Here is a 25,823-nt window from a genome sequence, read left to right as displayed (position 1 = left end):
TGTCAAACGTTAAAATAACAGGGCTTGAATGAGTTTCTGGTTGGATAAGTTAACGCATCGTTTACCTGTGCAGATGACAATTCAACTCGTTGCCAGAGAGATTTTGATTAAGCAGCATAGGTATGCTGTTTAAGTAAACGCAAAAATTTATCACGCGGTACCGGCGCCGACCAGAAATAACCCTGCCCGTAGACACACCCCTGGGCCTGTAGTTCTCGCGCGGTTTGTTCGTCTTCTACACCTTCTGCAACGTTTTCTAAATCCATCACTCGGCTCATCTTGATAATCGCGTTGACAATATGTTGTTGCTGTTTGTTCTGCAGCATCTGACGTACGAATGACATATCAATTTTGAGGGTCGATGCATTGAAGTGAGATAAATAATTTAAATTGGAATAGCCGGTACCAAAGTCATCAATCGCAAAATTGACGCCTTTTTCGGCCATCACGTGAATTTGTTGTTTAACGTGATCAGCATTATCGATAAACAACGACTCAGTAATTTCCAGTTCGAGCATATTGGGGTCCAGCCCACACTGTTGCAAAGCCCGAAATACATAGGTGGGTAAATTGCCCCGTTTAAACTGGACTGGGGACAAATTAACCGCCACCGTGACGCCTTTCATACCGATTTTCTGCCAACGAGCGCATTCCCGGCAGGCCGTTTCAATAGCCCATTTGCCAATCTCATTAATCAGACCTGATTCTTCCGCCACCGGAATAAACGCATTGGGCGGAATAATTTCATTCCCTTTGTGCCAACGAATAAGTGCTTCGGCGCCGACAATTGTATTGGTGGCCAGATGCACTTTTGGCTGGTAATACAATTCAAATTCGTTTTGTTCAATTGCCGTTTTTAGATCAGTGATCAAATCTAAGCGGCGTACGATAGCGCTTTCCATTTCCTTATCGTAAAAGTGATGGGAGTTTGGCTCATCCTCTTTGGCGCGATAAACCGCGAAGCTGGCTTTACGATGCAATTCTGCATAAGTGTTACCATCGAACGGCGCGGCTGCGACTCCTATCGAACAGTTAATCTCATAACCATAATCTGGCATCGACACCGGCATAATCGTTAAACGGATAATCTGGTTGCAAAAATCATTCAGGCTTTCAAAATCGGGGGTACGTTTAACGAATGAAAATTCAATTCCTGAGGTATGGTATACCACCGTCTTATCATTCTGTAGATTCTCAAAACGTCTGGCAAGAAGCTTCAACAATTCGTTACCAAAAGTATGCCCCAACGTTGAATTAATCCAGTTGAAATTGTTTAAATGCAAAGTAACAAAGCCTATCAAACTGCCATCTTTAGGGCTGGTTTGCAGGCACACTTCTAAATCCTGTTTACATTTTTCTGCATTTGGAAGACCGGTCAAATCGTTATATAAAATGCGCTTTTCAGATTCTTCTTTGGCTAAGCGATTGGTCTCCTTCTGTTGCGACAGCTTGGCAATCAGCGCTCTGATGAATTTGGCAATCACCACGATCCCTAACCCGTAAGTGGCCATCATAATTGCCATATCATTGGCTTTGGCCCATGCGGGATAAGCGGTCAGCACATTATTGACAACCATGTTGGAAGAAACGGCATAAGCAATGAAGTAATAGCTGATCAACATGAAACAGACCAGCGGGACAACCATAACCCGACTACCCAGAAAAACGGCAAAGATAACAACAAAGGGATAAAGCAATAATGCCGTGTCGTACAAACCATCGTAATAGAAAGCTTTGGAAACAGCGTAAATTGTGACGGTCCACAGCATCATACCGGCGACGATATTGGTCGTATCCGCGGTTAAAAACCAGTTTAACGCGAGCAAAATGACCACAATAGCCAGACTTTCTACCGCCCACTCACCCTGCAGGTGAAGTACGCTGCTTGATGCCAATAACAAAAATAGAATGATAAAAACCACAATAACGGCTTTAACCTGGGCGACACGGGACTTGATGTCTGGCAGCGAGAGCAGTGTGCCAAAGGCGCGCCAGAGGCTTGCAGAATCAGGCATTGTCTTGCTCGACATCGATGGGTTCGGCAAAGCGCAAAAAGTCTTCTGGAGACGTATCTTTGACCTTCTTCGCCTGATACATGGCCTGGTCAGCCAGATGCAGCAAAGCCTGCAGTTCGCTCGAATCGGTCGGGAATGAGGCAGCTCCTGCACTGGCGCCAATAGTCACGTTTTGTTCGAATTTACGCAGATAGTAGGGTTTGGAGATCAGGCGCACCAACCGCTCAACCACCTGTGTAGTCTGCGTCTGATCCGCATTTTTTAGTATCAGAACAAACTCATCGCCACCCCAGCGTCCGGCTAAATCATTCGGTCTGATTGCCTTTTTTATTTTATCGGCAACAAATATCAGTATTTCGTCGCCCGATTTATGTCCATAAATATCATTGACCTGTTTGAACCAGTTCAAATCCATTAATACCAGGGTAAACGGTGTATTTACATCGATCAGGTTGTGAAGATGTTTTTCCAGCCCCTGGCGATTGTGTAGTTTGGTTAATTTGTCAAAGTCAGCCTGATAGGCCAGCAGGTCGAGTTCACGCTTCCGTTTTGAAATGTCATGCAACGTGACTTGATAATATTCTCGCATGTCATCGCTGATGATGGACGTAACAATAACCTGGGCCCACATTGATTCTGTTTCTTTGTCACTGCGTAAACGAAACTCCCCCGTCGCGATTTCATCATTGGCAAACGCCATTTCGACCGATGAGGCTAATGCCTCCGGCTCTACAAACAAATCTTCGAGCAAGGGACCAAAGCTTTTGCGAAAAGATTTACCCAGTTTTTCCAGGGTTTCTTCAAATGCGCTGTTGTACAGCAGAATATTGCCGCGAGGCTCCATAAGAATGATCGGTGAGATAGATTTTTCGAATAGCATGCGAAAGCGTTTTTCCAGCGCCTCAATCTCTTCACGCAACTGACGTTCCTGCGAAAACTGCGCCTCCGTCTTATCCAGCAACTTATTCACGTCGCTGACCAGTACGCCTAGCTCACTGTTACCATGAAAATCTGGCACCGCCAGGCGACTTCCATCCCCCGGTGTTGTGCGGTGCAGCGCACGGGCAATCATGATCATAGGTCGGGTAATCAGGTAAAAGGCAACAAAAATAGCTACGACTGTCACCACTGCCGCCTGCATGATCATCGCTTTGGAGTTTTCTCCGGCAAGTTGCTCAGCCCGCGTTTTGATATAGTCTATATTGGGTGCAATCTGCATTTCACCAATGGCACGGTCAGGTTCGAACAGTGACGCAATAGGAAAGGTCACCGGGTTACGTAAAGGTTCTTCGTTCGCGCGAACGGTTTTACCTTCAAATGTCATTACCACATTTCTGACTACATCGTTGGTGGTCAAGCCATCGACCACTTCCTGGGCAAGGTCCTGCTCAGCCAGGTACGCAGCGGTAGCCGCGGTTGCCTGAACTGTCTTAAACAGGCTTTCGATGCTTTGATTAGCAATGTTGATTTCCTGATTAACCGTTATGCGGTAGAAAAGCTGGGTCGAAAGAAAGCCGATTGCAAGCGAGGCAAACCCTATCACTACGGCTAATCTAACCAGCAATCCACTCTTATTCATCGAATCGGTACACCACTTTTACATTATCGGTCAGATTATTTTCATGGATGTACGCGATAGCTGAGCCGGTTGACTCAATGTAAGACAATACAGCTTGCTGATCCTGTTGCGCCACCGGGGGCCTTGCGCGTCCAGAAAATTTGATCCGCGACCAATATGCATTCACCCGGTTCAATGGCATTCCTACCAGCGCCTTGTAAAATTGCTCTTTGGTAGCCTCATCATTGTCAATATCCAACGGTTGCGCTTTACTGCCATCCGGGAAAGCAACGTATTTGCCCATGTATAAGTCAATCAACTGTGAGCGTGTGAGCGTTTCAGTTGGATTGTCTTTATGCACCACAACCACTAATTCGGTACTGCTGGCCATGCCAGATAAGCTGATACTGCCAGCCAGTGCGACTGCTTTGATAAGTGTTAAGCCCAACATCAGAATGAAAAACTCAGATTTGAAAAAACAGTGTTAACCTGACCTTCTGGTGCGTCCAGATTGCCTCCTAATTGTGCAGGCTGCCACAAGGTGCTGCCGCCACTATCGATGCGAGTATGATCCCATTGCAGTTTAAGTGAAATGTGTTCGTGAAAATCCCAACGCCAGCCTATGCTGAAGGTTTTTTGGTTTACGCTGTAAAAGTTGAGAAAAACGCGGGCATTTGCCAGTAATTCTGTCGCACCGGGGATTTGTGTCAGGAAAGGCTCATTGACCGGGCCGAGAGAAAATTTGTCTGCATGGCTATAAGCAAAAGTAGCATACCAGTTATGTCTGTTATGGTGGAAAATGCCGCTTACGTAGCCACTATAAACATCCTGTACTGCCAGACTGTTCGATTCAATATGCGCCAGTTCAGACATCACCGTCATTGTCTGGAAACGGTATTGCCCACTGATTGATGTGTAACTACCCTCACGATTATTCACATCTATGGCGTCACCTATCACCCCAGCGCTGGGCCATAAGACTGCAAAGCCAGGCACTTGCTGATTGAGTAAAGTAATTCCTTCAGCCAGTGGCGAGAGCAGGTCGCTGTCAAATTTAACCCGGGTATGATTGAACGCCAGTTCCCATTCCATCGTTTGCAAATCCAGTGCAACGCCGACAATATTATCCAGATTAAATGGGATCACTTCTTCAGAAGAATAGGCAGTCACCCCGTACTCGCTTTCACCGTAGAATAATTTGGCTGAAAACATCAGGTCGCCCCATCTTCTACTGTGGGTCAAATCAACACCATCCAGGAAGCGGTGTGGAATGACACCGTAGATTTCGCTGGGAACGTGCGCCCACGGCAATGCGAAGTCGATGTCCCGGTATTCGGTAAGTAAAAACAGATCAAATGCGGTACGCCCCACCCGCAACGACCACTCTGGCGACGGTGCGTAGCGCACGAATGCGAGGTTCAACATAGAGTCCAGGGTGTAATCCTGTTGATCACGATAAACTGCCTGTACCACAGCATCAAAAGCAGGTGAAACGATAAGATCAAATTGAACACCTAATTTGCTCGTTTGGTCCAGATCCAAATCGTTTTCAAATACGGCATCCGGCTTCGAGAAATCACTTCGAAAACCAAACTGGTCTGAGTCACTCATTACTATCCCGAGTGAGCCAAACCCCGAGGTATTTAGCAATGGTTCAGCAGCGCTTGTAAGCGAAATAAAAACCAGTAACAGGTATAGAACATTAATCTGGCGCATTATAATCATTTTACCTAGAGGCCGTGTAGGGTAACCCGACAAGTTACTCGCCTTAACGACATTTTATTTCCAAATTACCACAACAGATAATGTGCACAAGTGTCCATTTCCATCCACGAGTATAACTTTCCCACTGTAAACGCTTTCACATACATTTCAGATACTTACCAACACCACCAGTCAACCTCATGCGAGAGAGTTCACGAGGAGCCGCCAGTCAGGGTGCAGGTGGACCGTAATAACGTCTTAGACATTTTAACCAAAACTCATAACCGATTGAATTTTATATGAATAAAATTAAATTCCAAAGACATATTTGCGAACCTGAAATACAGTTAGAATGGTCATACACAAAAAATGACATAACTTTTTAATCGCAATCTCGCTGAAAAGTGTACAAGTGTACGCTGAAACGCTACTATTATTCGAGCAGTGGTAGGAGGACTTTGTTTAATGACTACAATGAAGCAAAAAGCATATTCGCTTGCTGAAGAATGGCTCAACAGCGTAACGCACGGTGTTGGCTTCATTGCGGCTATCGTTGGGTTGGTATTTATGATGTTGCGCGCAGAGCACCCTCTCGCGATCACTGCCGGAGCCATTTACGGTGCCACGCTTATCCTGATGTTTTTTAGTTCTACACTTTACCATGCGATAACCCACCAGAAGGCCAAGGGTTGGTTGAAGCTGTTTGACCATAGTGCTATTTATCTATTGATTGCGGGTACCTACACTCCCTTATTGCTAGTTGCGGTGGGGGGCTGGCTGGGTATAACCATGACCGCCGTAGTTTGGGCTCTGGCGGTAGGCGGTATCGTATTTAAACTGGTTGCTCAACATCGGTTTCCGAAAGTATCTCTGATGACCTATCTGATGATGGGCTGGATCGCGTTAGGCTTAATATATCCTTTATATATGGCCTTACCGGGCGCAGGCTTGTGGTTAATCGTCGCCGGTGGACTCTGTTTTAGTTTCGGCGTGTTTTTTTACGTGGCTAAAAAAGTAAAATATACCCATGCAATCTGGCATCTATTTGTACTTGGCGGTTGCAGTTGCCATTATTTTTCTATTTACTACTACGTCGTCTAATTTTACGTTGTGGGTTAAATGTCCGAAACAATTGATGGTGCTGACTCTCCGCTTCAATACGCAATGGTTTCCTTACTGAACAGTAAGCTGTGTTTAGGTCCGTTGCCTGCGCTTGATGAACTAAACACGCTCTCTGCTCGTGGAGTGACTCATTTAGTTACTTTTCAGACTGAAGAAGAAATTGCACCAACGCTTCGTTCCGCAATGCAAACTGCTGCGCTGAATTGGCTATGGATGCCCTATCAGGTCCATTCACCGTTAACAGAAACTGAGCAAGGGTTTCTGCAGCAATATCTGGTGTCATTTAAGAAAATTGTTACTCAATCCTCGCAGCTGTATTTACACTGTGATAGCAGTTGTAAGCGCTCCTTATTATTCGTCCTGGCATTTTGTCACTACCTTGGCTTGACCTCGGGCGACAGCTATCGCTTGCTGCATTATCTGGATCGTAAGCGTACGTATCAGTTGACGTCATCTGAACAGCGTTGGGCTCAACAACTTGGTGAGTCTGTTAAATTGTCTCGCTAGTGGTACTTTTGTTACCACTGTTTGTCTTTTAATTGCTACATCTTCCTGCTGAGATTCTTGTTAACCCTGCGCTAGCCTGCTGCTTCGCGGATTGGTATCAATGTTGCGTCAACCCATTTTTGCTAACAATTACCTGAGCTGAAATTAATCGGGTAAACGGTCTTTGAGAGAAAGAATATATGGCAGTTATGCAACGTGTAGTGGGAATTGCAATGATGATCAGTTGGCTGGGATTAAGCGGTTGCACAAATGCAGAATCTCACAATCAACCTACGGCTGTGGCGGTTGATGGCCAACCAGGCGCTGCAGCGTTAGCAAAAATCGAAGAACAAAAGCTGACTACGGTAGAAGAGATTACCGCGCTGGTAACGCGCATGAGCGCGACAAACAAATTCCGTCGTCTGCTTAAGCCGTTACCAGAGAGCGCCCATCGTCCGGCGGCTGAAATGCTTATTGAGCTTCGCCAGGGTGCCACGCTGAATTACACCATTGAGTCGCTCATCGCTCGTTCTCCACAACACACAAAAGGCTATGTGAAAGCGGGGTTGTTGTTCTTTCCCTTTGAGCGCTATGATTTATATCGCCATCTGAAAACGCTGCCGGATATTAATTTAAATGCGCTGGATAATTGGGCCAATCAAACCGATTTATATATCCCTCAGGCCACGGTAACGGCAAGGGCTGCGGTCGCAGAAAACAATGTTGCAATAGTAGCGCTGATCGAGTCTGCCAATATCAGTGTGTTAAATCAGAACAAAAACATTAAAGCGACGGTGGAATATCGCAAAGCCATTGAGAGCAACTGTTGGCAAAAGGCCCGACAACTTACCTGGGAACCCGTGCAGGGCTTGCTGACGGGCCCCATCGTGTTTCTGGAAGCAGATACCACCTATGATGTGAAAATTACACTCACTGACGCAAATCAGGCCACTGACGTTTTACAAACGCAGTTTACCACCCGCCCTGACAAGCCCCCCGTTAATCCAAAGAAAATATACCAGCTCAGCGATATTTATGATGGCGGCACCCTGGATCTGGAAAAGCTGGGTATTGAAGGAACTGCTGATGGCTGGGCTAAGATAGTGGGTGATCCAGAGCTGGTTATTAAACCGCAAGACGGCGACAAGCACGCAATCTATATTGGTGATAACAGTTATATTTATTTTGAAAATATTACGGTCAGAGGAGGCCGTACCCATGCCGTCTATGCTGAAAACGCGCATCACATCTGGATCAATCAGTGCGATATTTCCAAATGGGGCAGACAGCCGAATTTAACTAAAAATGGGAAAGCGTTTGAGCTGGAAAATGCGCAGCCAATTAACTATGACTCTGCCTTGTACTTCAAGCAATCTGGGGTCATCACCGTGGAGAATTGCCACGTGCATGATCCCAACCCTTTTGCCAATGACTGGTCAAAGGGGCATCCTAACGGGGCCAATGCGTTTTTAGCGTATGCCAACCATCCAGATCCGGCGTTTAAAGGCCAGATCATTCTACGTAACAATGTATTCAAAGCCAGTGCTGAGCACCGTTTCAACGATGTCATAGAAGGGCGTAAAAATGCAGAATCACTGGGTGGCTTCGTCAGAGATTCGGCAATTTATAATAACACGCTTGCCTATGCAAACGACGATGCGATCGAGATTGACGGCGGTCAACACAACGTTTTGGTGTACAACAATGACATTTCACATACCTACTCTGGAATCAGCGCGGCTCCAGCGAGAATAGGCCCAAGCTTTATTTTTAACAACTATGTGCATGATTTGGGTGATCAACGCGGAAAACAGTGGGCAGCAATTAAAGTCGGAGGCTTGCTTAGTAGACCGTTTGGTCAGGTCAACCTGTTTCATAATCTCATCACGGTGGAACGTAATGGTATTACCGCTTCTCGCTTTAAGGATGATGAAACCTTTTGGATTAACTCACAAAACAATGTGATCATTACCCGGAAGGATGCCAACAAGGTAGGTTTCAATGTGTATGATCCGCAGGGATTTGCGGGTAATCACTACCTGAATGATTATTTATTCAATATTAAAGCCGGCAAAGCAAAAGTTGACGGCAATATCACGCAACCCTATCAATTTTCAGACATGCTGAATGAATCGGTGGCCAGTGATATTTATCAAAGCAGTAACGCCACGGTAGAACTACCAAAATGTGATATGCACCACATCGACAATTTCAGCCAACGCAGTGTGGACAACATGCAGTTTATTTATGGGATTGCGCCCAGGAACAACAAGTAATCTTTAGCGATGGTTTTGCGTAAAGAGTATCAGTTTGTTCTCACTTCTCACATAGTGCAACAATTGCTAAAATGAATGGCAGGCTTTTTGCCTGCTCACCCTTATTGAAGTTTACAAGGAACGTCCGTTTTAATGTCCTTAAAAGCCAAATCCGTTACCGGGGCCTTTTTCAACCTATCAGCAAACGGCTTTGCTCAGCTCATTAACTTTGTAGTGTACGCCATTATGGCGCGCTTACTCGGGGTTGAGGAATTCGGGTTGGTTGCCATCTGTTTAATGGTAGTCGATTTTTGTAACCTGTTCGTCACGGTAGGCATCAGCCAAAACCTGATTCAGCGAGACAAATGGGACGACGACTTCGCCAGCCTGTCGTTCTGGATACTGATTGGCGTGTCGGGAGCTATAGCGGTATTAATTTTCTTAATAGCAGTGCCTGTTGCCTATTACACTTATTCGGAATTAGCTGCACAACTTATCGCGGCGTTAGCCATCATTCCTGTGGCCAATGGTTTCCGTTTAGTTCACAAAGCAAAGCTGGAACGTGAATTTGAAAATAAGAAGCTGGCTGCTTATGACATGGCCGGGGTGCTGGTAGGTGGCGTTGTTTCTGTGGTCACCGCCCTACAAGGCTTTGGAGCATGGGCAATCATTTATGGCAAGATTGTGCAAAGTGTTATATCCACAACGCTAACCTGCTATAAGTCGTCGTTCTCTCCGGGTAAAGTACATGACAAGCGTCATTTGCCTGAAATTATTCGCTTTGCCAAGCCCTTGATAGCCATGTCGTTTATCAACTTCTTTTCATCGCGCACGTCTAACATTATCATCGCTACTTTTCTCGGTGCCGCCACCTTTGCCTACGCATCTGTTGCAAAGCAGGGCTTTTCGGTAATTAATAATCTCACCTTTCAGCCGCTGAATCGGATTGCACTGGCGAGTCTCGCGCGTGTTCAGGAAAACCGTCTGCATCTGGCGTTTCACCGAATTGTTAGTTTGACAGCACTTTTTGTAGTGCCGATCTATTTTGGTATCGGTGCTGTTGCGCACCCCTTCATCGACATTGTATTTGGTGATAAATGGGTACAGAGTGCGTACTTACTTTCAATCTTAGCTCTTATCGCACCGACTCAGGTTATGGCGTATTACTTACCTAACCTGCTTATCTCCAGAGGTTACCCGGAACAAGCATTCACCCTGAATATCATTAATCTGGTGGTCAACTTGCTTATCCCCCTTATGATGGTGCCATGGGGTCTGGTTGCGGTGATCATAGGATGGGTTATTGCCAATTACATCACGGTAGTGCTGAAATTTGCGGTAGTGAAAAAACATATGGGAATAGGTCTAATTGCTGGGCTTAAACCCACCTGGCCATTTTCAGTGGTAGGATTAGTGATGTTTGGCAGCGTCCTTTATCTTGAAAGGTTTGATACGCTGCAACTGGATAATGTATTTTTGGAATTACCCGCCTTGGTTGTTATCGGTGCGGTAATTTATGCAGGGCTGTTGTTGCTGTTTTATCGAAAACCAACTCTCGCAGCGTTAACCGAGCTGAAAGGAGCGAAAGTTAAAAAAACCCCGAAGCCCCCTTTCCCCCCGGAAGAGCCTTCACAGCCATAAATCAAACGGAAAGGCAGAATAAAGTTTCTTTGCTATAGGCGTGAAATCAGGCGGAGACATCACTGGCAGACTTAATCCTTCTTCGATCGAGCTGACCTTCGGAACAGTTGAGCGTCCCGTCCCCTGATAGTAATCCTGATATTTAAACATAGATTCGCCGCTGTTAGAGTCAAAGAAGACAGCAGGCACGCCGTAAGCTTCAGCGATGATTACGCCATGCAAACTGCTTGAAATAACCCGCCCCGCATTGACGATTTGCTCAATGAACGAGCCAGGATACTGCATGGGAGTGACTAAATGTGACTCATAACCGCGATATTTTTGCATGTCGTCATTCATATGATTGACCACGATGAAATCACGCTTGAGTTTACTGTTGCGCATTAACGACTTAGGATAGAACGAGGGGAGCAAGATAGCCGGGTCCCCGTATACTTCCGGCACGTTTATCCCTCGCTTAATTAAATACTCCCGGGTCAACGGACCGCGAACGGCTCGCACATCCAAATCTTCAAACCGATTACGTTCATCTGCCATTTTTTTGTTCAGCCCGGTACCCCAGACCGTATCACCTGTATTAGCAAAGTGCAGTACCGACCCCACTGTCATCAACTTGTGTCGGCTGTCTTTTTTATTTTTAATAAACTGACCTTTCATCGACAGAATGCGCGACACCAAATCGTAGGCAACGTAATCGCCGATATTCGGGCGTTGATCCTTAGGCTCCCACCAAAACACTCGCTCTTTTCTATGCTTGCGAATAATGTTTTCTGCCCACTGATGTAACATAATTGTTCCTTGTAAAAACGTTGCGGCAAATAAGCCAGAATGGCTTAAGAAAATTTTCGGGAAAGTTTGCGAAAAAGACTTTCGTTTTTCAGACTGATCAGTTGTGTATTGCCATCGAATTGTTGTTGAAACTGTTCAATCCATTGTTGATTGATGCGTTTACCTTGTTTTTTTGTCACCGGTTTTTCCGGTACATTGGCGACATCCACCTCCACCTGCATGAAATCAGCTATAGAGCGAACGACACTGGCGGTATTTAGTTTAACGTCCGTGAAATTCAGATGCATAAAGCGACTGCCCGATGCATTCAATGCATATTGCCAGGAGGCATTTTCAAAAATTACCCGGCGTAAACCTTCATCGATCTGTTTTGCATCATACGTAACCGACTCGTTTTCAATATGCTGTTGAGAGATCCAGGCGCCAGTTTGTTTGGCAATGGATAAGGATACCGCCTGCGCAATCATGTCTTCTCTGGTCAGCCAGACGAATGAAGGGTTCACAAAGTAATGCTTTAATTGGTCGAAGCCGCCAAACTGGTGCAAATGAGAGTAGTGAATTTTGATACCGAAAACGCCATTGGGCGAGGTACGATGCTTTTGGATCTGCGCCAGAGTGTCGCCAAGGGTACGGGTGTTGAAAATCTGTTTCCAGCGTTGCAGGTTTTTGTCGTTTACATACTCTAAAGGAAAGCCAAACGCGCCAGTCTCGTGCAGTGCATGCCCTAGCATGTGACTGCCAGAACGTACTGTGGATGCAATGATTAAGGTTTTTTGTACCTTCGTTTCCACAGGATAGTGATACTTTTCCTGAAACTGCTCTTCGTAATAGTTCATTTCATTCCTTCGGTTAGTTTCAGGAAGACGCCCGCTGTCGCATTTTCTTAGTGGTTACCTTAAATAAATGCGAAAGGGTCACTTTTAAACCGGCTAAATGAACTGACTTTAACACCCACTTGAGCTTGTGCTTTTTCAGCGGCAGATAAACCAGCAATTGAGCGGCGACCCGGCGACGGTAAAATTCATCGCCTAAAAATGTACGATGCTTGTCCGCCGAACGCAGGCGAATCACCGCTTCTTCCGGCGTCATTTTAGCCACTTTCGCACCGATGCCATCCATGTTCTGAAAGCGATAGTAGAAGATCGCTTTCGGTATATTCATCAACTTATACCCGGCCTGATGCAATCTGACGTACATATCCCAATCCTGACCGTTGGGCAGGCTTTCATCAAAACGCTCTTTCAGTGCAAGCTCTCGCTTCATACTGAAACCACTCATTCCGCAGTACTGATTTCCGGTACGAAGCACGTTTTCATCCACAATTTCGGTTGGCTGTACATAAACATCTCGTTCAGATCCTAAATTCTGATAGCCACTGACCACAGCATCGGCGCCATTTTCATACGCTTTGATATGTTCCAACAAATAATCAGGCATCCAGATGTCGTCGTCATCCAGAAATGCAATGATGTCACCTGAGGCCGCCTCAACGCCTATATTTCGCGCTTTGTTGGCGCCCGATGAAGTGGATAAAAATTTATAAACAAATTCCGGCCGTTGCTCGTATTCGCTGATAATATCTTCATATGGCAAGGATGATGCATCGTTTACCACAATCACCTCTTTTGGCTGTTCGATTTGCGTAAACACACCATCCAGTGCTTCTTTCAATTCAGCAGGACGATTAAAGGTAGTTATGACAACGCTAACGGTAAAACTCATAGTATCCCTAATTTGTTAGCTTAAAATGCGGTTAATAGTGACGCATCATATTGGAAATAATAATAAATCGGAGCAAGAATCATGCAAGAAATGTTGAAACGCCAATCGGAAAATTTTTTGGCACGTTATCCAAAAATTTTCTTCTGTCACGTACCTAAGTGTGCCGGTGTTTCCTTATCCAAAGCAATTTATGCTTCGACTTATCCTCTATGGTTAAAGGCGACACGCTACACAGGTTACATTGATTTAAAAAGTAGTCAGGCGGCCGCAGAATTGCTCGGTATCGACATGATGACCGCACGGGAAACCCAACTGGTTTTTCAACTTAACGATCCGCAAATGCGCTACACCAATGGTCATTGTGTAGCCAATCCTCAAGTGGTCAGTAAATATTGCAATGACTGGCACTTTATCACGATATTGCGTGACCCGGTAAAACGCTTTATTTCCGAATATGTTTACAACCGCTTCAAAGCGTCTGCATGGCAAAAACATGATCAGGAACTTCTGCAGTATCTTGAGTCAGACAAAGCCGTATCCTCAGCGCTCACTTATGCCAGGTATTTTTCTGGCGAAAAAGACAGCCACACCATCCTGGCTAATGCTCAGCAAACAGTCAACGCTGCGCTGGCGAATCTGAACAATTTTTCAGTCACCGGTACCCTGGAAAACATGCCATTATGGCAAAGCAAATTTAACCAGACCTTTGATACTAAGATTAATATTGCCAGTCAGAACAAGAGCCCAAATCAACAGGCTTATACTGATATAACCTCTGACCCGGAGGTAATGGCTAAAATTAGAAAGATATGTGAAATTGATTACGAAATCTTCAATGCCGTAAACACGCAAGCGTAAAACCTCGCGCAGACGATTAAAGCAGGTCACTCAGGTAAGTACAGGTCGCCAGGAATCGGCGATGGCTTTTTCGTTATAGTGCTGATAAGCACTGGTTAAAACATCACAGGACGTTACGTATTCTATGGCATCCAGCTGTGTAGCAAGGCGCTCCCGATCGACGATTTTTACAAACTCAAAGGCACGCGCTTTTTCTCTGGCAAAGGCTGAATCAAAGCAGATGATATTAGCGCCAAGACCTAGTGCATAATAAAACGTGCCTGAGGATATCATCGCATTGTCATCGTGTGGCAAAATGACAAACCGGGTATTGGTAACCGTACTTTCAAGCTCTTCATCACTCAGAAACGCATTATTCCAGGTAACCTGAAGATGCCTTGCTCGAATGAGTTGGCGTAACTCCGCAGCGTGATTGTGATCAGAACAATAACCTGCAATAACCAGCTTTTTATCCTGCGGCCATACTGCTAACAGCGCATCAAGACGCTTATACGGCTTAATTGAGCCAAAATACAGATAATCGATAGACCGGTGCTGTTGGTGACCGGCATGTATCTTTGCAAGCAGATGTGCATCATCCTTGTATAAAGGATGTTTAACCACTGCAGCCTTAATCTCTGGCGTCGCCTCAAGGGTGACCACTTTATTCGCGATCTTTTGCAGCATGCTGATGACCACACGATAAAGCAGCGATGCTTTAGCCACATTGTGCGGTTTGAAATTATGTCTGACCCACACCACGTTGCTGCTGAACAATCGCATTGCGAGCAGGGTGAAAAAAAAGCTAACAACAAACATGGGCCGGGTGATTGTATTCAACCCTTTGCGAAAAGGCTGGTCTTCATACCAGTTCAGCACCACTGCATTATCTTTTCGGTGAAACAGATTGTGCACACCAAATAGCTGTTTAAATGAGCGGGGCACATAGCCTAACTCACAAAATGCCTGCTTGGTGCGAGCAACGAATGCATTGCTGTGTTCAAACGGATAAAGATAAAGATGACGTTTGTGGCTCATTCTTTCACCGCGTGTCGCTGCGCTTTAAGCTTGGTCAGCGTTTGTTCAAATAGCACTCTGGTTTCCTGCGCGATTTCGTCCCAATTAAACCGGGCAAGAAACGCATCCTTATCCAATTCTAATTTAAGCTTGTCCAATCTGGTCAGTTTATCTGCCAATGCCGAAATATCGCCAACAGGAAAATAACAATCCGAGGGAAGGCCAATATCCAAATTGGGGTCAATGTCAGACACGATTACCTGTGTCCCCGCGCTGATCGCTTCCAGCGCTACAATGGGTAACCCTTCATGGTAAGAAGGCAAAACAAATACCCGGGCAAATTTGTATAAGGCATTGAGTTCATCGCCTTGGCGGCGGCCCGCAAAAATCACATTACCGGAACGTTGGGCAGTTAAACTGGTGGAATATTCATCCTCATGATCAGCATTACCCACAATAACCAGCTTGTGTTCAGTTTTACTTTTGCGGTAACCGTCAATTAAGTCGTGAAAGCCTTTTTCTGGCACCAGGCGCCCCACCGCAAGGATGTAACTTCCCGCCTTTATCGCCAAATCTTTGGGGAGTTTGTCTGCGTTTAAGTGCTCATCCACGCCGGTAAGTGCGCCGTTGGGAACAAACACAATCCTCGACGCGTGTTTATTAAACCGTCGTCTCAACTTGTATGTCAACGAGCGCCCCACTACCAAGGTTTTGTCTGCGAAGCGCACCGCCATTGATTCGCCCAGCTTGAGCATGCCTTTGGCAAATCCATTCCACTTTTGACGATCATAATCTGCGCCGTGATGCGTTACGATAACTTTAAAACCTAACAACTTAGCCAAGGGCGTGTACAACGCCGGACCGATACCGTGGATATGCAGTACGTCCGGTTTAACGAAAAAGCGCGCATAAAGGATGGCGAGAAACGTATGCAGAATCGTTTCCAGGAATTTGTTTTTTACTGCCCATACCGAACGAACTTCTACGCCCCGATAGGTAGCCGGATGTTTAGGTAGATAAGGAGAACGTCCGATGACGGTGATGGCTACATTGTCATTAACCATTCTTGGGTAAAGTTGTTGGCAATGAGACTCGATTCCGCCCATGACATCCGGAATCCCCCTAAGACCCACTGCACACACTTTCATACTCTACCCCACTCGCCGATCCACATTGACCAGGCTTAAATTTTTTTCACAATTAGCGATTAGCTTGCTAGTTTCGCGCCAGATTTGTAGAAACCCCTGAAGTTTTTAATGCCGTTTTTCTAACCCCATTCACTGGCGAGATGGTGACACCAATAAGTAATGCATAAAGCAACAATCCCTCAATATTCCACAGTGGCATAGTGGCCAGATTCATTATTAAAAAGCCAATCATTGATGAAAAAAGCAACCAGGCAAACTTGCGGTCTTTGGTTTTAAATGCCTGAATAAGAAAGCTACCTACCGCTGTGAGAAAGGCCAGCAGCCCAACCACTCCATATTCGTATAAATAGGACACATAGGTGTTGTGCGCGTATTTTTTGAAAACCCCATTCCACGCCTCTGGTCCCATCCCGAAAATCTGATTAATCGGGTCGGCTAACAGGTAGGCGTGAATGTACAAACTCCAGATATAAACGCGGGCGGAAAATATGTCTTTTTCTGCTTCTGAATAATATTCCGGTGCTTTGATCAAATCCTGCCAGCTGCTAAGGAACACAAAAATATCGCCAAAGCGGTCCTGCATTGTGTAAGACAAGGCCAAAAAAGCTAAACCGATACCAAAAAGCGACAGCACATAAAAAACAGGTTTATGTTTATTGGCAACCTTGGCTTCAATAAGTGAAAAGGCAAACATGGCTGTCATCGGTAAAATTGCCAGAATTGAGGTACGGTAATTCGCCAGAACTACCAAAACACACCCCAGGGCAAAAAGCGCCGCCCGATAACGGATAGCTTTTGATGATAACAGCCCCACCACCAGGGTAAAGCTGGCGATGATCATCGAAAACGCAGCTTCATGGTTGTAACCGCCAATGTAACTGGCAGAACCATCAGCTTCTGTGGCTTTCACTTCCCCTAAAAGCACGGACATAATTTGCAATGACACCGGCAAAAAGAATGCAACCAAAACCTTTCGCAGGGCCAAATCTTTGCCGGTTTTTCGAATCGCCATAAATAGCGCACCCGCGATGACTAAAAATACAGTCCATTTGACCATCACGTTAATTAGCCCCATGGTACGCATGTTCACGATCCCGCTCACCACAATGCACGCTAAAAAAATGTATAACCACAACAATGAGCGTAACGCGATGACTTTGCGCGGAAGCAATAATAAACCGGCAAACGCGATACCAATTGACGCTAGTGCATTAATCGAAAATCCCGCAAAAAGGGGATCATAAGTGACATTGTGGAAGGCAGAAAGCGTAAAGCGTAACCATAGCGCGACCACCACAAAGGCTAAATATTTATTACACTGTCGAGAAATAGCCCTGTATACCAAAAACGCGCTGAGCAGCGCGAAGACAATTTTAACCAGCGTGAACATATGCTGTCGCCTCTTTATCAGCGTGACCTTCAATAATGCCGATTACTTTACGCTCAAAAATAGCATTACTAAATGATTTTGCACGCTTTTGGCTTAATTCGCCGTAGTGCGCTTGCTTTTGTTCGTTGCTCAGAAAGTTGAGTCCTTTGGTGAAACTTTCCACATCATTGACCGGACTCAGACAGCCGAATTTTTTCGTAGCAAAGTTATCTAATGAAAGAGGATACTCGTCAGCAATGATTTCTGCAGGCCCAGATTCACAATTTGTGGCCAGTATGGCCTTACCCAGACACATCGCCTCTACAATAGCATTGGGAAACCCTTCCGCATTAGAGGTGGAGACGAAAAATTGGGCATGCCGGATGTAAGGGTATGGGTTGGTTTTAAAACCAGCAAAATGCACGCGATCTCCGATGCCGGCCTGATTTGCCTGAGTCTTCAGTTTTTGTTCAAGTTCACCCTGCCCTAAAATGACCAAATCGTATGATGTTGCCGACTTAGCAAACGCATCAATCAGCAGTGAGAAGTTTTTAATTTCAGCCAACCTGCCGGTGGCAATAATGTAGGGTTTGTGCGGCAAATCAGCTACTGTTTCACCCGCCTTGCTAGCAATTTCATCCATGTCATATGGGTTGTACAGAATAGACACTTTATCTTGTGGTACTGCAAAATTAGTCACCAAATCTGCCGCTACTCCGGCAGAGCAGGCAACCACGGTGTTGGCCTTCGGATAAGTGACTCTCACCAAGGCTTTGCTGATCAGACTTTTCAGTCCATGCGCAAAGTGACTGCTGGTCGCTACCCGTTCAGAGATGAATGCCTGATAGCCTACACGCTTTGACAACAGTACATTTAACGCATTCGCTCGGGTTAAAAAACTAAAGCAAAATTGAGGCTGTATTTTTTTCAGAGTCGACTGTAAAAGAGTAAGCCCTTTTAGCAGGCTACCCTTAGAATTGAGTACCACCTTTTCCACGTAATCGGGTGCTTGGTGATCCTGTTGCACGTCATCCAGCAATACCAGAAAGACCTTAGTTTGCTGACTGAGAAAATAGGATTTCATAATACTGAGTAGCCGACACATTACGCCTTCAGCTCCACCGCCTTCCAGAGAATTGATAATGAAAACGACGGGCTTGGAAGTGTGCGGCATGAGGACTTTCCCTATCAGACTTTCTACATCAGGATTGAGTACGCAAGCGGTGGTGGTTGGGGACGTAAAGCTGCTTTAACGTGTGTTCCAAACAGCTTCACCACCGTGCGTATTCAATTGTACAACGTTAAATATTATTCATTTTCTGTGCCAGAAGTTTTCTTTATAGTGAAAACTTTTGCCGGTGATAAGCAAGGCGTTACCACTTACGCGGCTTTATCATATATCAACTTTGTAGCAGCGCCTATCTTCACCGCCTAGGTCAGCGAAGACCTGTTATCTATAAGTAACGGATGTTATACCCAATGGCATTGGCGTGAGATGGGTATTAGTAATCCAGCCGGACGGTAAATCAGTAAACAGATCAAAAGTATAAGAAAGCGATCTGATTTGACCCTGTATTCCGCCCAATCTGCGCCCGCTTCCATTACGATAAATACAAGTCAGTTTTGGCAACGCGTCAGTTTTGCCTTGCTGCTGATGACACTATTCAGCTTACCGTTACCTCTGGGTGCAACCCTATCGTGGGGATGGTCAGGACTTACTCTGACCGTCTGGTGTATTACTGCAGCCACTTACCTGCTAACCCCCCAACCCTGCGCACTGAAACTACGCCACGCGTGGTCTGCAATGAGTTGCTGGTTGCTAATTATTCTCTGGCAGTTGGTACAGTTGATCCCATTGCCTGATGAACTGATCAGGTATACGTTAAATGGAACACTTTTAACCCTGTCAAATAGTGATCAAACATGGCGAACGCTGTCAGTTAACCCCGCGCAAACCGTGTTAGGCTTGCATCAGACGCTGGTGTTCATGGCCATCTTCATGCTGGCGATTATGTTGGTGACCACGGCCAAGCGGATGATAATTGTTATTGTGACGTTAGGTGTGGCAGGTGTTTTTCAGGTACTGTATGGCAGTTTTCTGCTTACTGCTAACGCGTCATTCAGCCCTATTTTCGATTTACCCGTGCCGTCTAAAGCCACGGGCACATTTCTGCTTCCTGAACAGTACGCTTACTGCGTATTTGTGGCTATCTGCTGTATGCTAGGTGTTTTACTGATCACCCTGCAGTCCCGCAAAACCAAAACCGTACGCGCGCGCTTTAGGCGCTGGATCATGTATATTTTCAGTCCTAAGGGCGCAATCCGACTCACCATTCCGATCCTTTTTGTAGGGCTTTTACTGTCCCAGCACGTGGTTATCATTCTGACGTGCTCCAGCAGCCTGGTTCTAGTCGGCTTAATCGCATTTAAACAATTTACCCTCCATTCACTCAGGTACCGGTGGTTTTTAGGTTGGCTGGTTGCGTTCAACCTGATAACGCTTTCGTTTGGGGTTAACTGGGCACTGACCGATAGCGAATTCAAGCGCCATTTTTCACCCGACTATGGCTTACAAGTGGTATTGGCAGAAAACGAACGTGACCGCCAGTCAGTGATAGCAGTAAATGACACAAAATCTCCGGCCAATTTTTTATCATTGCTCTCTGTATTTGGCACAGGTGGAGGGACCGTGAAGGATTCTCATCATTCCATCTTGAAACATTGGAGCGGTTATTTGGTGAATGAACAGAAAAGCGATTGGCATCAGCGCATAGTTGAGCAGGGTATCGTCGGCGCTTTGTTTTACTTAGGGCTGCTTTTGCTGGCATTGCGCGCGGCCATTTACGCTTTGTACCTTGAAACGCGTGCATCCAGTAATGGTATTGGTTTTGTTTGTATAACGGTAATAACGGGTACACTTATCATCAGTGCCTTTACACATGCGATGCAAGGGCCTGCCAACAATGCTCTGTTGGCGGTGGTAATGGCACTGGCCTATTGTGCTGACACCATCACCCGCAAGGGGGCTGTTCAGTCATGAAACACGATGCCAGCAGGCGTGTCATTAAATAAACGCTGGGCGATTTCTTCACCGCTATGTTGTTTTACTAATTGCCGCGCCCCACCCATTTCGTTCGGTCGTCGCTGGGTATCATGGGTATCAGAGGCGACCAAATCAATCTGATTGTTCGCCAGCATGGTAAAGGCCAATGACTCCACATTGTGTCCAAAAGTGCCGGTAAAAGCGCCGGCAGTAACCTGCAGCATACAGCCGAGGTTTCGCAACCATTGAATTTTTTCAGGGGCTTTAAGAATATCGCGATTACGCTCTGGATGAGGAATGAGTGGCTGCACATTTTCGCTTAACAACCACCTGACCAGTTGGTCCAGCCCGCCGGGTACATGGCTGTGGGGCATTTCTAATAATAGTACGTTGCGCCCTTTCCACTTTCCCAAAAACGGTAACTGCGCATCTTTAAGCCAGATTGGCACCATCTCATTAATTCTGACCTCGCCGGCAAACGAGAGGCCTAATGGAATACCCGCTTTTTCAACTTCCCCCTGCAATTGCTCGAAGCCGTGGCGAATTGTTTCTACACTATTATCAAAGTAACCCCAGTGTATGTGTGGTGTGCACACCAGATGCGTTACGCCCGCCTGCTCGGTCTGACGCGCCATCGACAGCGCCATTTCCATGCTTCTGGCGCCGTCATCTATGCCGGGAATAATATGGCTGTGAATATCAATCACAGGCCTGGCCTGCCTTTAATTATTGTTGTATCCATATTGATCATAGAAACCACCGTAGCGTTCGGAGACATCTGACTTACGTAAGTCGACCTGATTCAACACAACCCCATCAACCCGATGCCCCACCTGAAGGAAACGGCCAAGACCATTGGTTATCATTTTTTCGCTGGTACTGTCTGCGCGTACCACATAAATAACCGAATCACAGGCCTTAGAGACCACCATTGCATCACTTACCGCCTGTGTTGGCGCTGTATCGACCACCACATATTTATAGTTTTTCTTCAGATAATTGATCAATGCGCGAAAACCATCACCGGCCAGCAGCTCCTGCGGATTAGATGGAATCGTACCCGCACAAATCAGATCGACCCCAGACTGTTCATCATGGACCAGACACTCTTTAAACGAGTGCGTCTTCATGATCAGGTTGGACAGACCCGGCTGATAGTTTGGCACGCCAAACCGTTTGCCCACAGCGGGTCGACGCAAGTCAGCATCAATTAAAATCGTTTTATCTAATTGACCCAGCGCAAATGACAGATTAACTGAAACCGTCGTTTTACCTTCCTTGGGCACACTGGAGGTGATCAAAATTGCCTGATTCTGTTTCTCGATATTCATTAATGACAAACTGGTACGTAAGGTTCTGACCGCCTCAGAGAATTGGTGGAATTTGTTGTCGAAGTAGGAACGCAGCGGGATATCCTGTTTGCGTCGACGACTGATCAGCGGAATAAGCCCCAGCATTCGCTGTCCCAGTTTTTTCTCTACATCCTCTACTGAACGCACACCACTGTTGAGGGCTTCAAGCATGAAAGCCAGCAAAATACCAAAGCCAAAACTGATGACAAAGGCTGCACTGACTAACAGTTTTTTATTCGGCTTGGTGGGGTTGTTAGGTGCTACCGCTGGATCCAGAATGCGTGCGTTTACCGATTTGAACCCACTGAGCTCACTGGTTTCTTTTAAACGCTGAAACATCGACTCATAAAGCTGCTGGTTAATATCCACATCACGCTGTAGGGAGCGACGTTTGTTTTCCAGGTTTGAAACACGACGATATTCAGCTTTCGCTGTGGCGACTTCTTCCTGTAAATCAGCGACCCTGTCTTGTGAAGCCTGATATTGCGTGGTAATACTGGAAATTAAATCATGGATCTGGCTTTGTAACGTATCACGCACAGATTTTAATTCAGCATTGGCCGCTTCCATTTTTGGGTGCTTTGGCCCAAACACATTGTTCAATTCTGACACCCGCCGCAGTGCTTCCGCTTCTTGCTTACGCACATTTTGAATGTTTGCGTGATTCAATACCTCTGGCAGGCGAGCAAGTGCATTGTAATCGGTACCATTACGCTGAGTTTGATTATAAATCGTACGATTCTTTTTTAATGTATCCTGGGCGATGATAAGCTGGTTACTTAATTCTTCCAGTTCGGTCGCAGCAAGGCCAACAACCCCATTAGATAAATTGACCAACTGATTTTTCTCGTAAAAAGTAGCCAGCTTCTTTTCCGCTGCCGCCAGCTTGTCACGCAACCCTTCCATGCTTTCGTTAAGGAACGAGGTTGCTTTGGCGGTCATGTCGACTTTTGCCTGCAGGTAATTTTCAACATAAACATCGCCCATGGTATTGGCAATTTGCGCTGCAAGTTCGGGAGAGGAGCTGATCGCACGAATTTCGATGACCTGGGTATTTTCTACCAATGATAGCGACACCGAATTCATTAATTTATTGACTGCCGCGTTATTGCGGTTTATCGCCCGCGCCTCTTCAGACAACTGAGGCTTTTCACGCTGGGGAATAAATGAGACATTTTTCTTCACCCAGGCCTTAACTTTATCAAGCAGCACAAACTGCTCTTTTTCAAATGGCAAAAACTCGGGATTATTGGCTAAATCCAGTTCTTCAACCGCACGCTCAGCAACTTGCCGCGACTGCAAAATCTCGTACTGTGTTTGCATGTATTCTTTACGCGTCGTGTCGGTGCGATATACCTCCTCAATAGAGGTAACATTCGCCTGCTGTGACTCAATAAGCAGTGAAGCAGATGCCGTGTATTGGGGCGTCATTTTCATTACTATCAAGCCTACCAGAACAGTAAACAATACCGCCAGTAATACGATACGGCCTGCGTAGCGTTTAAATACTTGCCAATAGTGCGCAAAATCTATGGTCTCATCATCAAGTATGGTGGCTTGAATCTGATCCCTCATTTTTATTGACATAGTTAGTTCATCCTCGTCATTTTGCGATTGCATTCATGATTACGTTGAATTCAAGCAGGCTTAGAAGAAACGTTGCTCAACGGTAATGACATCACCGGGTTGAATAAGCTCACTCACGCTTACTTCCAGGGTGACTTGTTTGCCATTTTGCTGGCGCACGATCTGGATATCTGAACGGGAAGCACGCTCTGTGTACCCACCAGCCAGTGCTGCGGCTTTGTTAACAGACAATCCAGGCTGGTAGGGATAGCCGCCGGGTTGCTTGACCTCTCCATCGATAAAAAACGGACGATACTCAATTATGGTAACCGCAACCGAGGGATTAACCAGATAGTCTCCTTTTAATCCCTGAAAAATGAGGTTTTCCACATCTGAAAGTGTCAACCCGACCAATTCAAGCTCACCAAGAAACGGGTAATTGATTTTACCAATGTCGGGTAAACGCGTTTCTAACGAAAGATCCGGTTGACCAAACACACTGATGGAGATCTTGTCTCCCACCCCGAGTCGATACTGACTCATATTCAAATTACCCTGTTGTGCCAAAGCGCCGCATGCCCAAAGCATGAGTGCGCTTACCATCAGGTAATTTTTAAATCTTTGCATTACAGAGTGACCTTTGCCGTTACACCATAGACATTTCTATCAAAAGTCACGTCGTCGCGATCACTGTCGCGGTTGCTGAATTGGTAAAAAATACCGAACGCCAACCACCGTCTGAATTGGTAATCAGCCGATAAATCAACCCGTGTCACATCGTCTGTGCGTTGCTCCGTAGGGCTGCCGACATATTCATCCTGGAAATAAACCAGCCCGGCCTGAGTCGAAAAACGCTCAACCCATTCATGCGTCCAGGTGGCACGGTAATCTCTGGTTTCGATAAAGTCAGCATCTGAGTTTGTTTCGCGGGTATCGGCACTGGTTGACACTTCAAAATGTGAATAAGTAAGCGGGCTCCACATCATCCCCAATTCCCATTCGGCACCTGAGAAATCTTCACGTTGTGCGGAATCGAAATCTTTCTCCTTATAACCCGCTTTAGCAAATCCTTTCGTGGTGGCGCTGGAACGCCAGGTGACACCTGCCAGAATACTGTTCTCAACACTGTCCAGTGGATTAGCCGCATCGGCCGCTAAATCGTAAGCTATATCAGTGGTTTCGACTTCAATTACAGCGTGGGTTTGCCCTCCAAGTTTGTAGGCAAAGGCCGCACCTAAATCGGTATAATCTCTGTCTCTAAAAAGATACGCAGCGAAGTTTTTGTCGTAGTCGAGGGAGGCACGTCCAGCACTGATATCCAGTCGACCCCGCGCTGACAGCGCACCAAACGAATAGGTACCGTCAACGCCTGTCTCCTTCCAGGTATCCACCTCGGTTAACGAAGCAGCGTCCCCATTGGAATATCTGCGACCACGCTCATCATGACCATCTTCGTAGGTAGCATTAGCATCGAGACGATGTCGGTCGCCAAACTCGAAGTCGCCATGTAAGCGGATCAAGTGGTCAGTATAATCGTCGGCATCGCTATCAAAATAATCCCCACGTTCCAGTCGATAAGCCAATGCAATTTCGTGAGTGCTGAAGCGGGTAACTGCTTTTAACTGCGGGGCGACTACACTCGCCCAGCTGGAGATACTCTCTTCGTCATCACTGACATACGTTACATTATCTATATATGATAGCTGCGAGTTTAGCTCAGGAATTAGATCAACACTCCCTAGCTGTATACGCCCTTCTTCCTGAGCAATGACAGGTGAGGCCAAAATCAGTGAAAGAGCTACTGCGCTGGACGTACGTCTTATCATGTTATCTCCGCGATTTATGTTGATACTGAAAAAGCATTGGCATAGATGATTAGCCAGACTTGCAGGTTTATCTTCAAGTGGACTTGATATAATCATATCGAAAAGAGGCATGCTAATAGTGTGCCACATACCAAAATTACAAATGTGGGTAATTTCCGCACAACGAATTTGCACCAAACGTTAGGGGTCAGGTAGGTGCCATTATGGCTCAATAGAACATTAAACTTATGCAATGTAGAGCTAACTACTGAAATAGCTGAAAAAAAATTTGATTGCCAAAACCATTTTTTTAGCGTTTTATCTGCATCCTCGCAAAATTGGAATGGTTGTTGCGTAGATATCCGGTAAGCATGTAATTGGAAGTCTTCGGAAA

At 45.9% G+C, this 25,823-nt stretch carries 21 protein-coding genes; 6 read left to right on the top strand and 15 right to left on the bottom strand.

Annotation, left to right across the window (positions count from 1 at the left end):
• Positions 1 to 107: 107 nt before the first annotated feature.
• Genes HCJ96_RS10865 through HCJ96_RS10850 form a run of 4 tightly spaced genes read right to left on the bottom strand, consistent with a single transcriptional unit; the run spans position 108 to position 5,184 of the window.
• A complete protein-coding gene (locus HCJ96_RS10865; RefSeq protein WP_169211075.1) occupies positions 108 to 2,015 on the bottom strand; it encodes a putative bifunctional diguanylate cyclase/phosphodiesterase in 1,908 nt (635 codons plus the stop codon).
• Positions 2,008 to 3,594: a sensor domain-containing diguanylate cyclase gene (locus HCJ96_RS10860; RefSeq protein WP_169211074.1), complete on the bottom strand. Its 1,587-nt coding sequence runs from the start codon at positions 3,592 to 3,594 to the stop codon at positions 2,008 to 2,010. Before HCJ96_RS10860 ends, HCJ96_RS10865 begins: the two co-directional genes overlap by 8 nt.
• Complete coding sequence (locus tag HCJ96_RS10855; RefSeq protein ID WP_169211073.1) at positions 3,587 to 4,024, bottom strand: type 2 periplasmic-binding domain-containing protein; 438 nt, start codon at positions 4,022 to 4,024, stop codon at positions 3,587 to 3,589. The genes HCJ96_RS10860 and HCJ96_RS10855 overlap by 8 nt, the downstream gene beginning before the upstream one ends.
• On the bottom strand, positions 4,024 to 5,184 hold the full coding sequence (locus HCJ96_RS10850; protein ID WP_169211072.1) for a hypothetical protein: 1,161 nt from the start codon (positions 5,182 to 5,184) through the stop codon (positions 4,024 to 4,026). The genes HCJ96_RS10855 and HCJ96_RS10850 overlap by 1 nt, the downstream gene beginning before the upstream one ends.
• A gap of 558 nt (positions 5,185 to 5,742) precedes the next feature.
• Between HCJ96_RS10850 and trhA the strand changes: the two genes are divergently transcribed.
• The 4 genes from trhA to HCJ96_RS10830 all read left to right on the top strand — a co-directional run bounded on the left by trhA (position 5,743) and on the right by HCJ96_RS10830 (position 10,781).
• A complete protein-coding gene (gene trhA / locus HCJ96_RS10845) occupies positions 5,743 to 6,378 on the top strand; it encodes a PAQR family membrane homeostasis protein TrhA (protein WP_169211071.1) in 636 nt (211 codons plus the stop codon).
• 18 nt (positions 6,379 to 6,396) lie between these two features.
• Positions 6,397 to 6,906 carry a hypothetical protein gene (locus tag HCJ96_RS10840; RefSeq protein WP_169211070.1) on the top strand — a complete coding sequence of 170 codons (510 nt, stop codon included), beginning with the start codon at positions 6,397 to 6,399 and terminating at the stop codon, positions 6,904 to 6,906.
• Positions 6,907 to 7,085: 179 nt separating this feature from the next.
• Positions 7,086 to 9,161, top strand: a complete 2,076-nt coding sequence (locus tag HCJ96_RS10835) for a right-handed parallel beta-helix repeat-containing protein (protein WP_169211069.1) — start codon at positions 7,086 to 7,088, stop codon at positions 9,159 to 9,161.
• Positions 9,162 to 9,293: 132 nt separating this feature from the next.
• Complete coding sequence (locus HCJ96_RS10830) at positions 9,294 to 10,781, top strand: lipopolysaccharide biosynthesis protein (protein WP_169211068.1); 1,488 nt, start codon at positions 9,294 to 9,296, stop codon at positions 10,779 to 10,781.
• On the opposite strand, the gene HCJ96_RS10825 is transcribed toward HCJ96_RS10830, so the two are convergent.
• From HCJ96_RS10825 to HCJ96_RS10815, 3 genes are read right to left on the bottom strand one after another with little or no spacing between them, the layout of a single operon-like run.
• Complete coding sequence (locus HCJ96_RS10825; RefSeq protein ID WP_169211067.1) at positions 10,770 to 11,570, bottom strand: polysaccharide pyruvyl transferase family protein; 801 nt, start codon at positions 11,568 to 11,570, stop codon at positions 10,770 to 10,772. The two genes, HCJ96_RS10830 and HCJ96_RS10825, sit on opposite strands and share 12 nt — an antisense overlap.
• Positions 11,571 to 11,614: 44 nt before the next feature.
• Positions 11,615 to 12,406: a Stf0 family sulfotransferase gene (locus HCJ96_RS10820; RefSeq protein ID WP_169211066.1), complete on the bottom strand. Its 792-nt coding sequence runs from the start codon at positions 12,404 to 12,406 to the stop codon at positions 11,615 to 11,617.
• A 19-nt stretch (positions 12,407 to 12,425) separates the two neighbouring features.
• Positions 12,426 to 13,292 (bottom strand): glycosyltransferase family 2 protein, encoded by an 867-nt coding sequence (locus HCJ96_RS10815; protein WP_169211065.1) that lies wholly within the window; start codon positions 13,290 to 13,292, stop codon positions 12,426 to 12,428.
• Positions 13,293 to 13,373: 81 nt separating this feature from the next.
• Here HCJ96_RS10815 and HCJ96_RS10810 point away from each other — a divergent pair, with 81 nt between their 5' ends.
• Positions 13,374 to 14,150, top strand: coding sequence for a sulfotransferase family 2 domain-containing protein (locus HCJ96_RS10810; protein WP_169211064.1), 777 nt, complete (start codon positions 13,374 to 13,376; stop codon positions 14,148 to 14,150).
• A gap of 30 nt (positions 14,151 to 14,180) precedes the next feature.
• Here the strand turns inward: HCJ96_RS10810 and HCJ96_RS10805 are convergent, their stop codons facing one another.
• The 4 genes from HCJ96_RS10805 to HCJ96_RS10790 form a co-directional block, all read right to left on the bottom strand.
• Complete coding sequence (locus HCJ96_RS10805) at positions 14,181 to 15,167, bottom strand: glycosyltransferase family protein (protein WP_169211063.1); 987 nt, start codon at positions 15,165 to 15,167, stop codon at positions 14,181 to 14,183.
• Positions 15,164 to 16,294 carry a glycosyltransferase family 4 protein gene (locus HCJ96_RS10800; protein WP_169211062.1) on the bottom strand — a complete coding sequence of 377 codons (1,131 nt, stop codon included), beginning with the start codon at positions 16,292 to 16,294 and terminating at the stop codon, positions 15,164 to 15,166. Before HCJ96_RS10800 ends, HCJ96_RS10805 begins: the two co-directional genes overlap by 4 nt.
• A 67-nt stretch (positions 16,295 to 16,361) precedes the next feature.
• Positions 16,362 to 17,684 carry an O-antigen ligase family protein gene (locus HCJ96_RS10795; protein WP_169211061.1) on the bottom strand — a complete coding sequence of 441 codons (1,323 nt, stop codon included), beginning with the start codon at positions 17,682 to 17,684 and terminating at the stop codon, positions 16,362 to 16,364.
• Positions 17,668 to 18,837 (bottom strand): glycosyltransferase, encoded by a 1,170-nt coding sequence (locus HCJ96_RS10790; RefSeq protein WP_169211060.1) that lies wholly within the window; start codon positions 18,835 to 18,837, stop codon positions 17,668 to 17,670. Before HCJ96_RS10790 ends, HCJ96_RS10795 begins: the two co-directional genes overlap by 17 nt.
• Before the next feature lie 390 nt (positions 18,838 to 19,227).
• On the opposite strand from HCJ96_RS10790, the gene HCJ96_RS10785 reads away from it, so the two are divergent.
• Entirely contained in the window at positions 19,228 to 20,703 is a 1,476-nt protein-coding gene (locus tag HCJ96_RS10785; protein ID WP_169211059.1) for a hypothetical protein, read from the top strand.
• Here HCJ96_RS10785 and HCJ96_RS10780 read toward each other — a convergent pair.
• From HCJ96_RS10780 to HCJ96_RS10765, 4 genes are read right to left on the bottom strand one after another with little or no spacing between them, the layout of a single operon-like run.
• On the bottom strand, positions 20,694 to 21,413 hold the full coding sequence (locus tag HCJ96_RS10780; RefSeq protein ID WP_169211058.1) for a CpsB/CapC family capsule biosynthesis tyrosine phosphatase: 720 nt from the start codon (positions 21,411 to 21,413) through the stop codon (positions 20,694 to 20,696). The genes HCJ96_RS10785 and HCJ96_RS10780 overlap by 10 nt on opposite strands.
• Positions 21,414 to 21,428: 15 nt before the next feature.
• The gene (locus tag HCJ96_RS10775) at positions 21,429 to 23,645 is read right to left on the bottom strand and encodes a GumC family protein (protein WP_169211057.1); all 2,217 of its coding nucleotides are present in this window, start codon (positions 23,643 to 23,645) and stop codon (positions 21,429 to 21,431) included.
• A gap of 60 nt (positions 23,646 to 23,705) precedes the next feature.
• The gene (locus HCJ96_RS10770; protein ID WP_211162773.1) at positions 23,706 to 24,251 is read right to left on the bottom strand and encodes a polysaccharide biosynthesis/export family protein; all 546 of its coding nucleotides are present in this window, start codon (positions 24,249 to 24,251) and stop codon (positions 23,706 to 23,708) included.
• Positions 24,251 to 25,450 (bottom strand): outer membrane beta-barrel protein, encoded by a 1,200-nt coding sequence (locus HCJ96_RS10765; RefSeq protein ID WP_169211056.1) that lies wholly within the window; start codon positions 25,448 to 25,450, stop codon positions 24,251 to 24,253. The genes HCJ96_RS10770 and HCJ96_RS10765 overlap by 1 nt, the downstream gene beginning before the upstream one ends.
• Positions 25,451 to 25,823 lie beyond the last annotated feature (373 nt).

Origin of the sequence: Alteromonas ponticola (genome assembly GCF_012911815.1) — a bacterium.
GTDB classification, from domain to species: Bacteria; Pseudomonadota; Gammaproteobacteria; order Enterobacterales; family Alteromonadaceae; genus Alteromonas; species Alteromonas ponticola.
The sequence above is the reverse complement of the archived record's forward strand: the minus strand, read 5'-3'. Positions and strand labels throughout refer to the sequence as shown.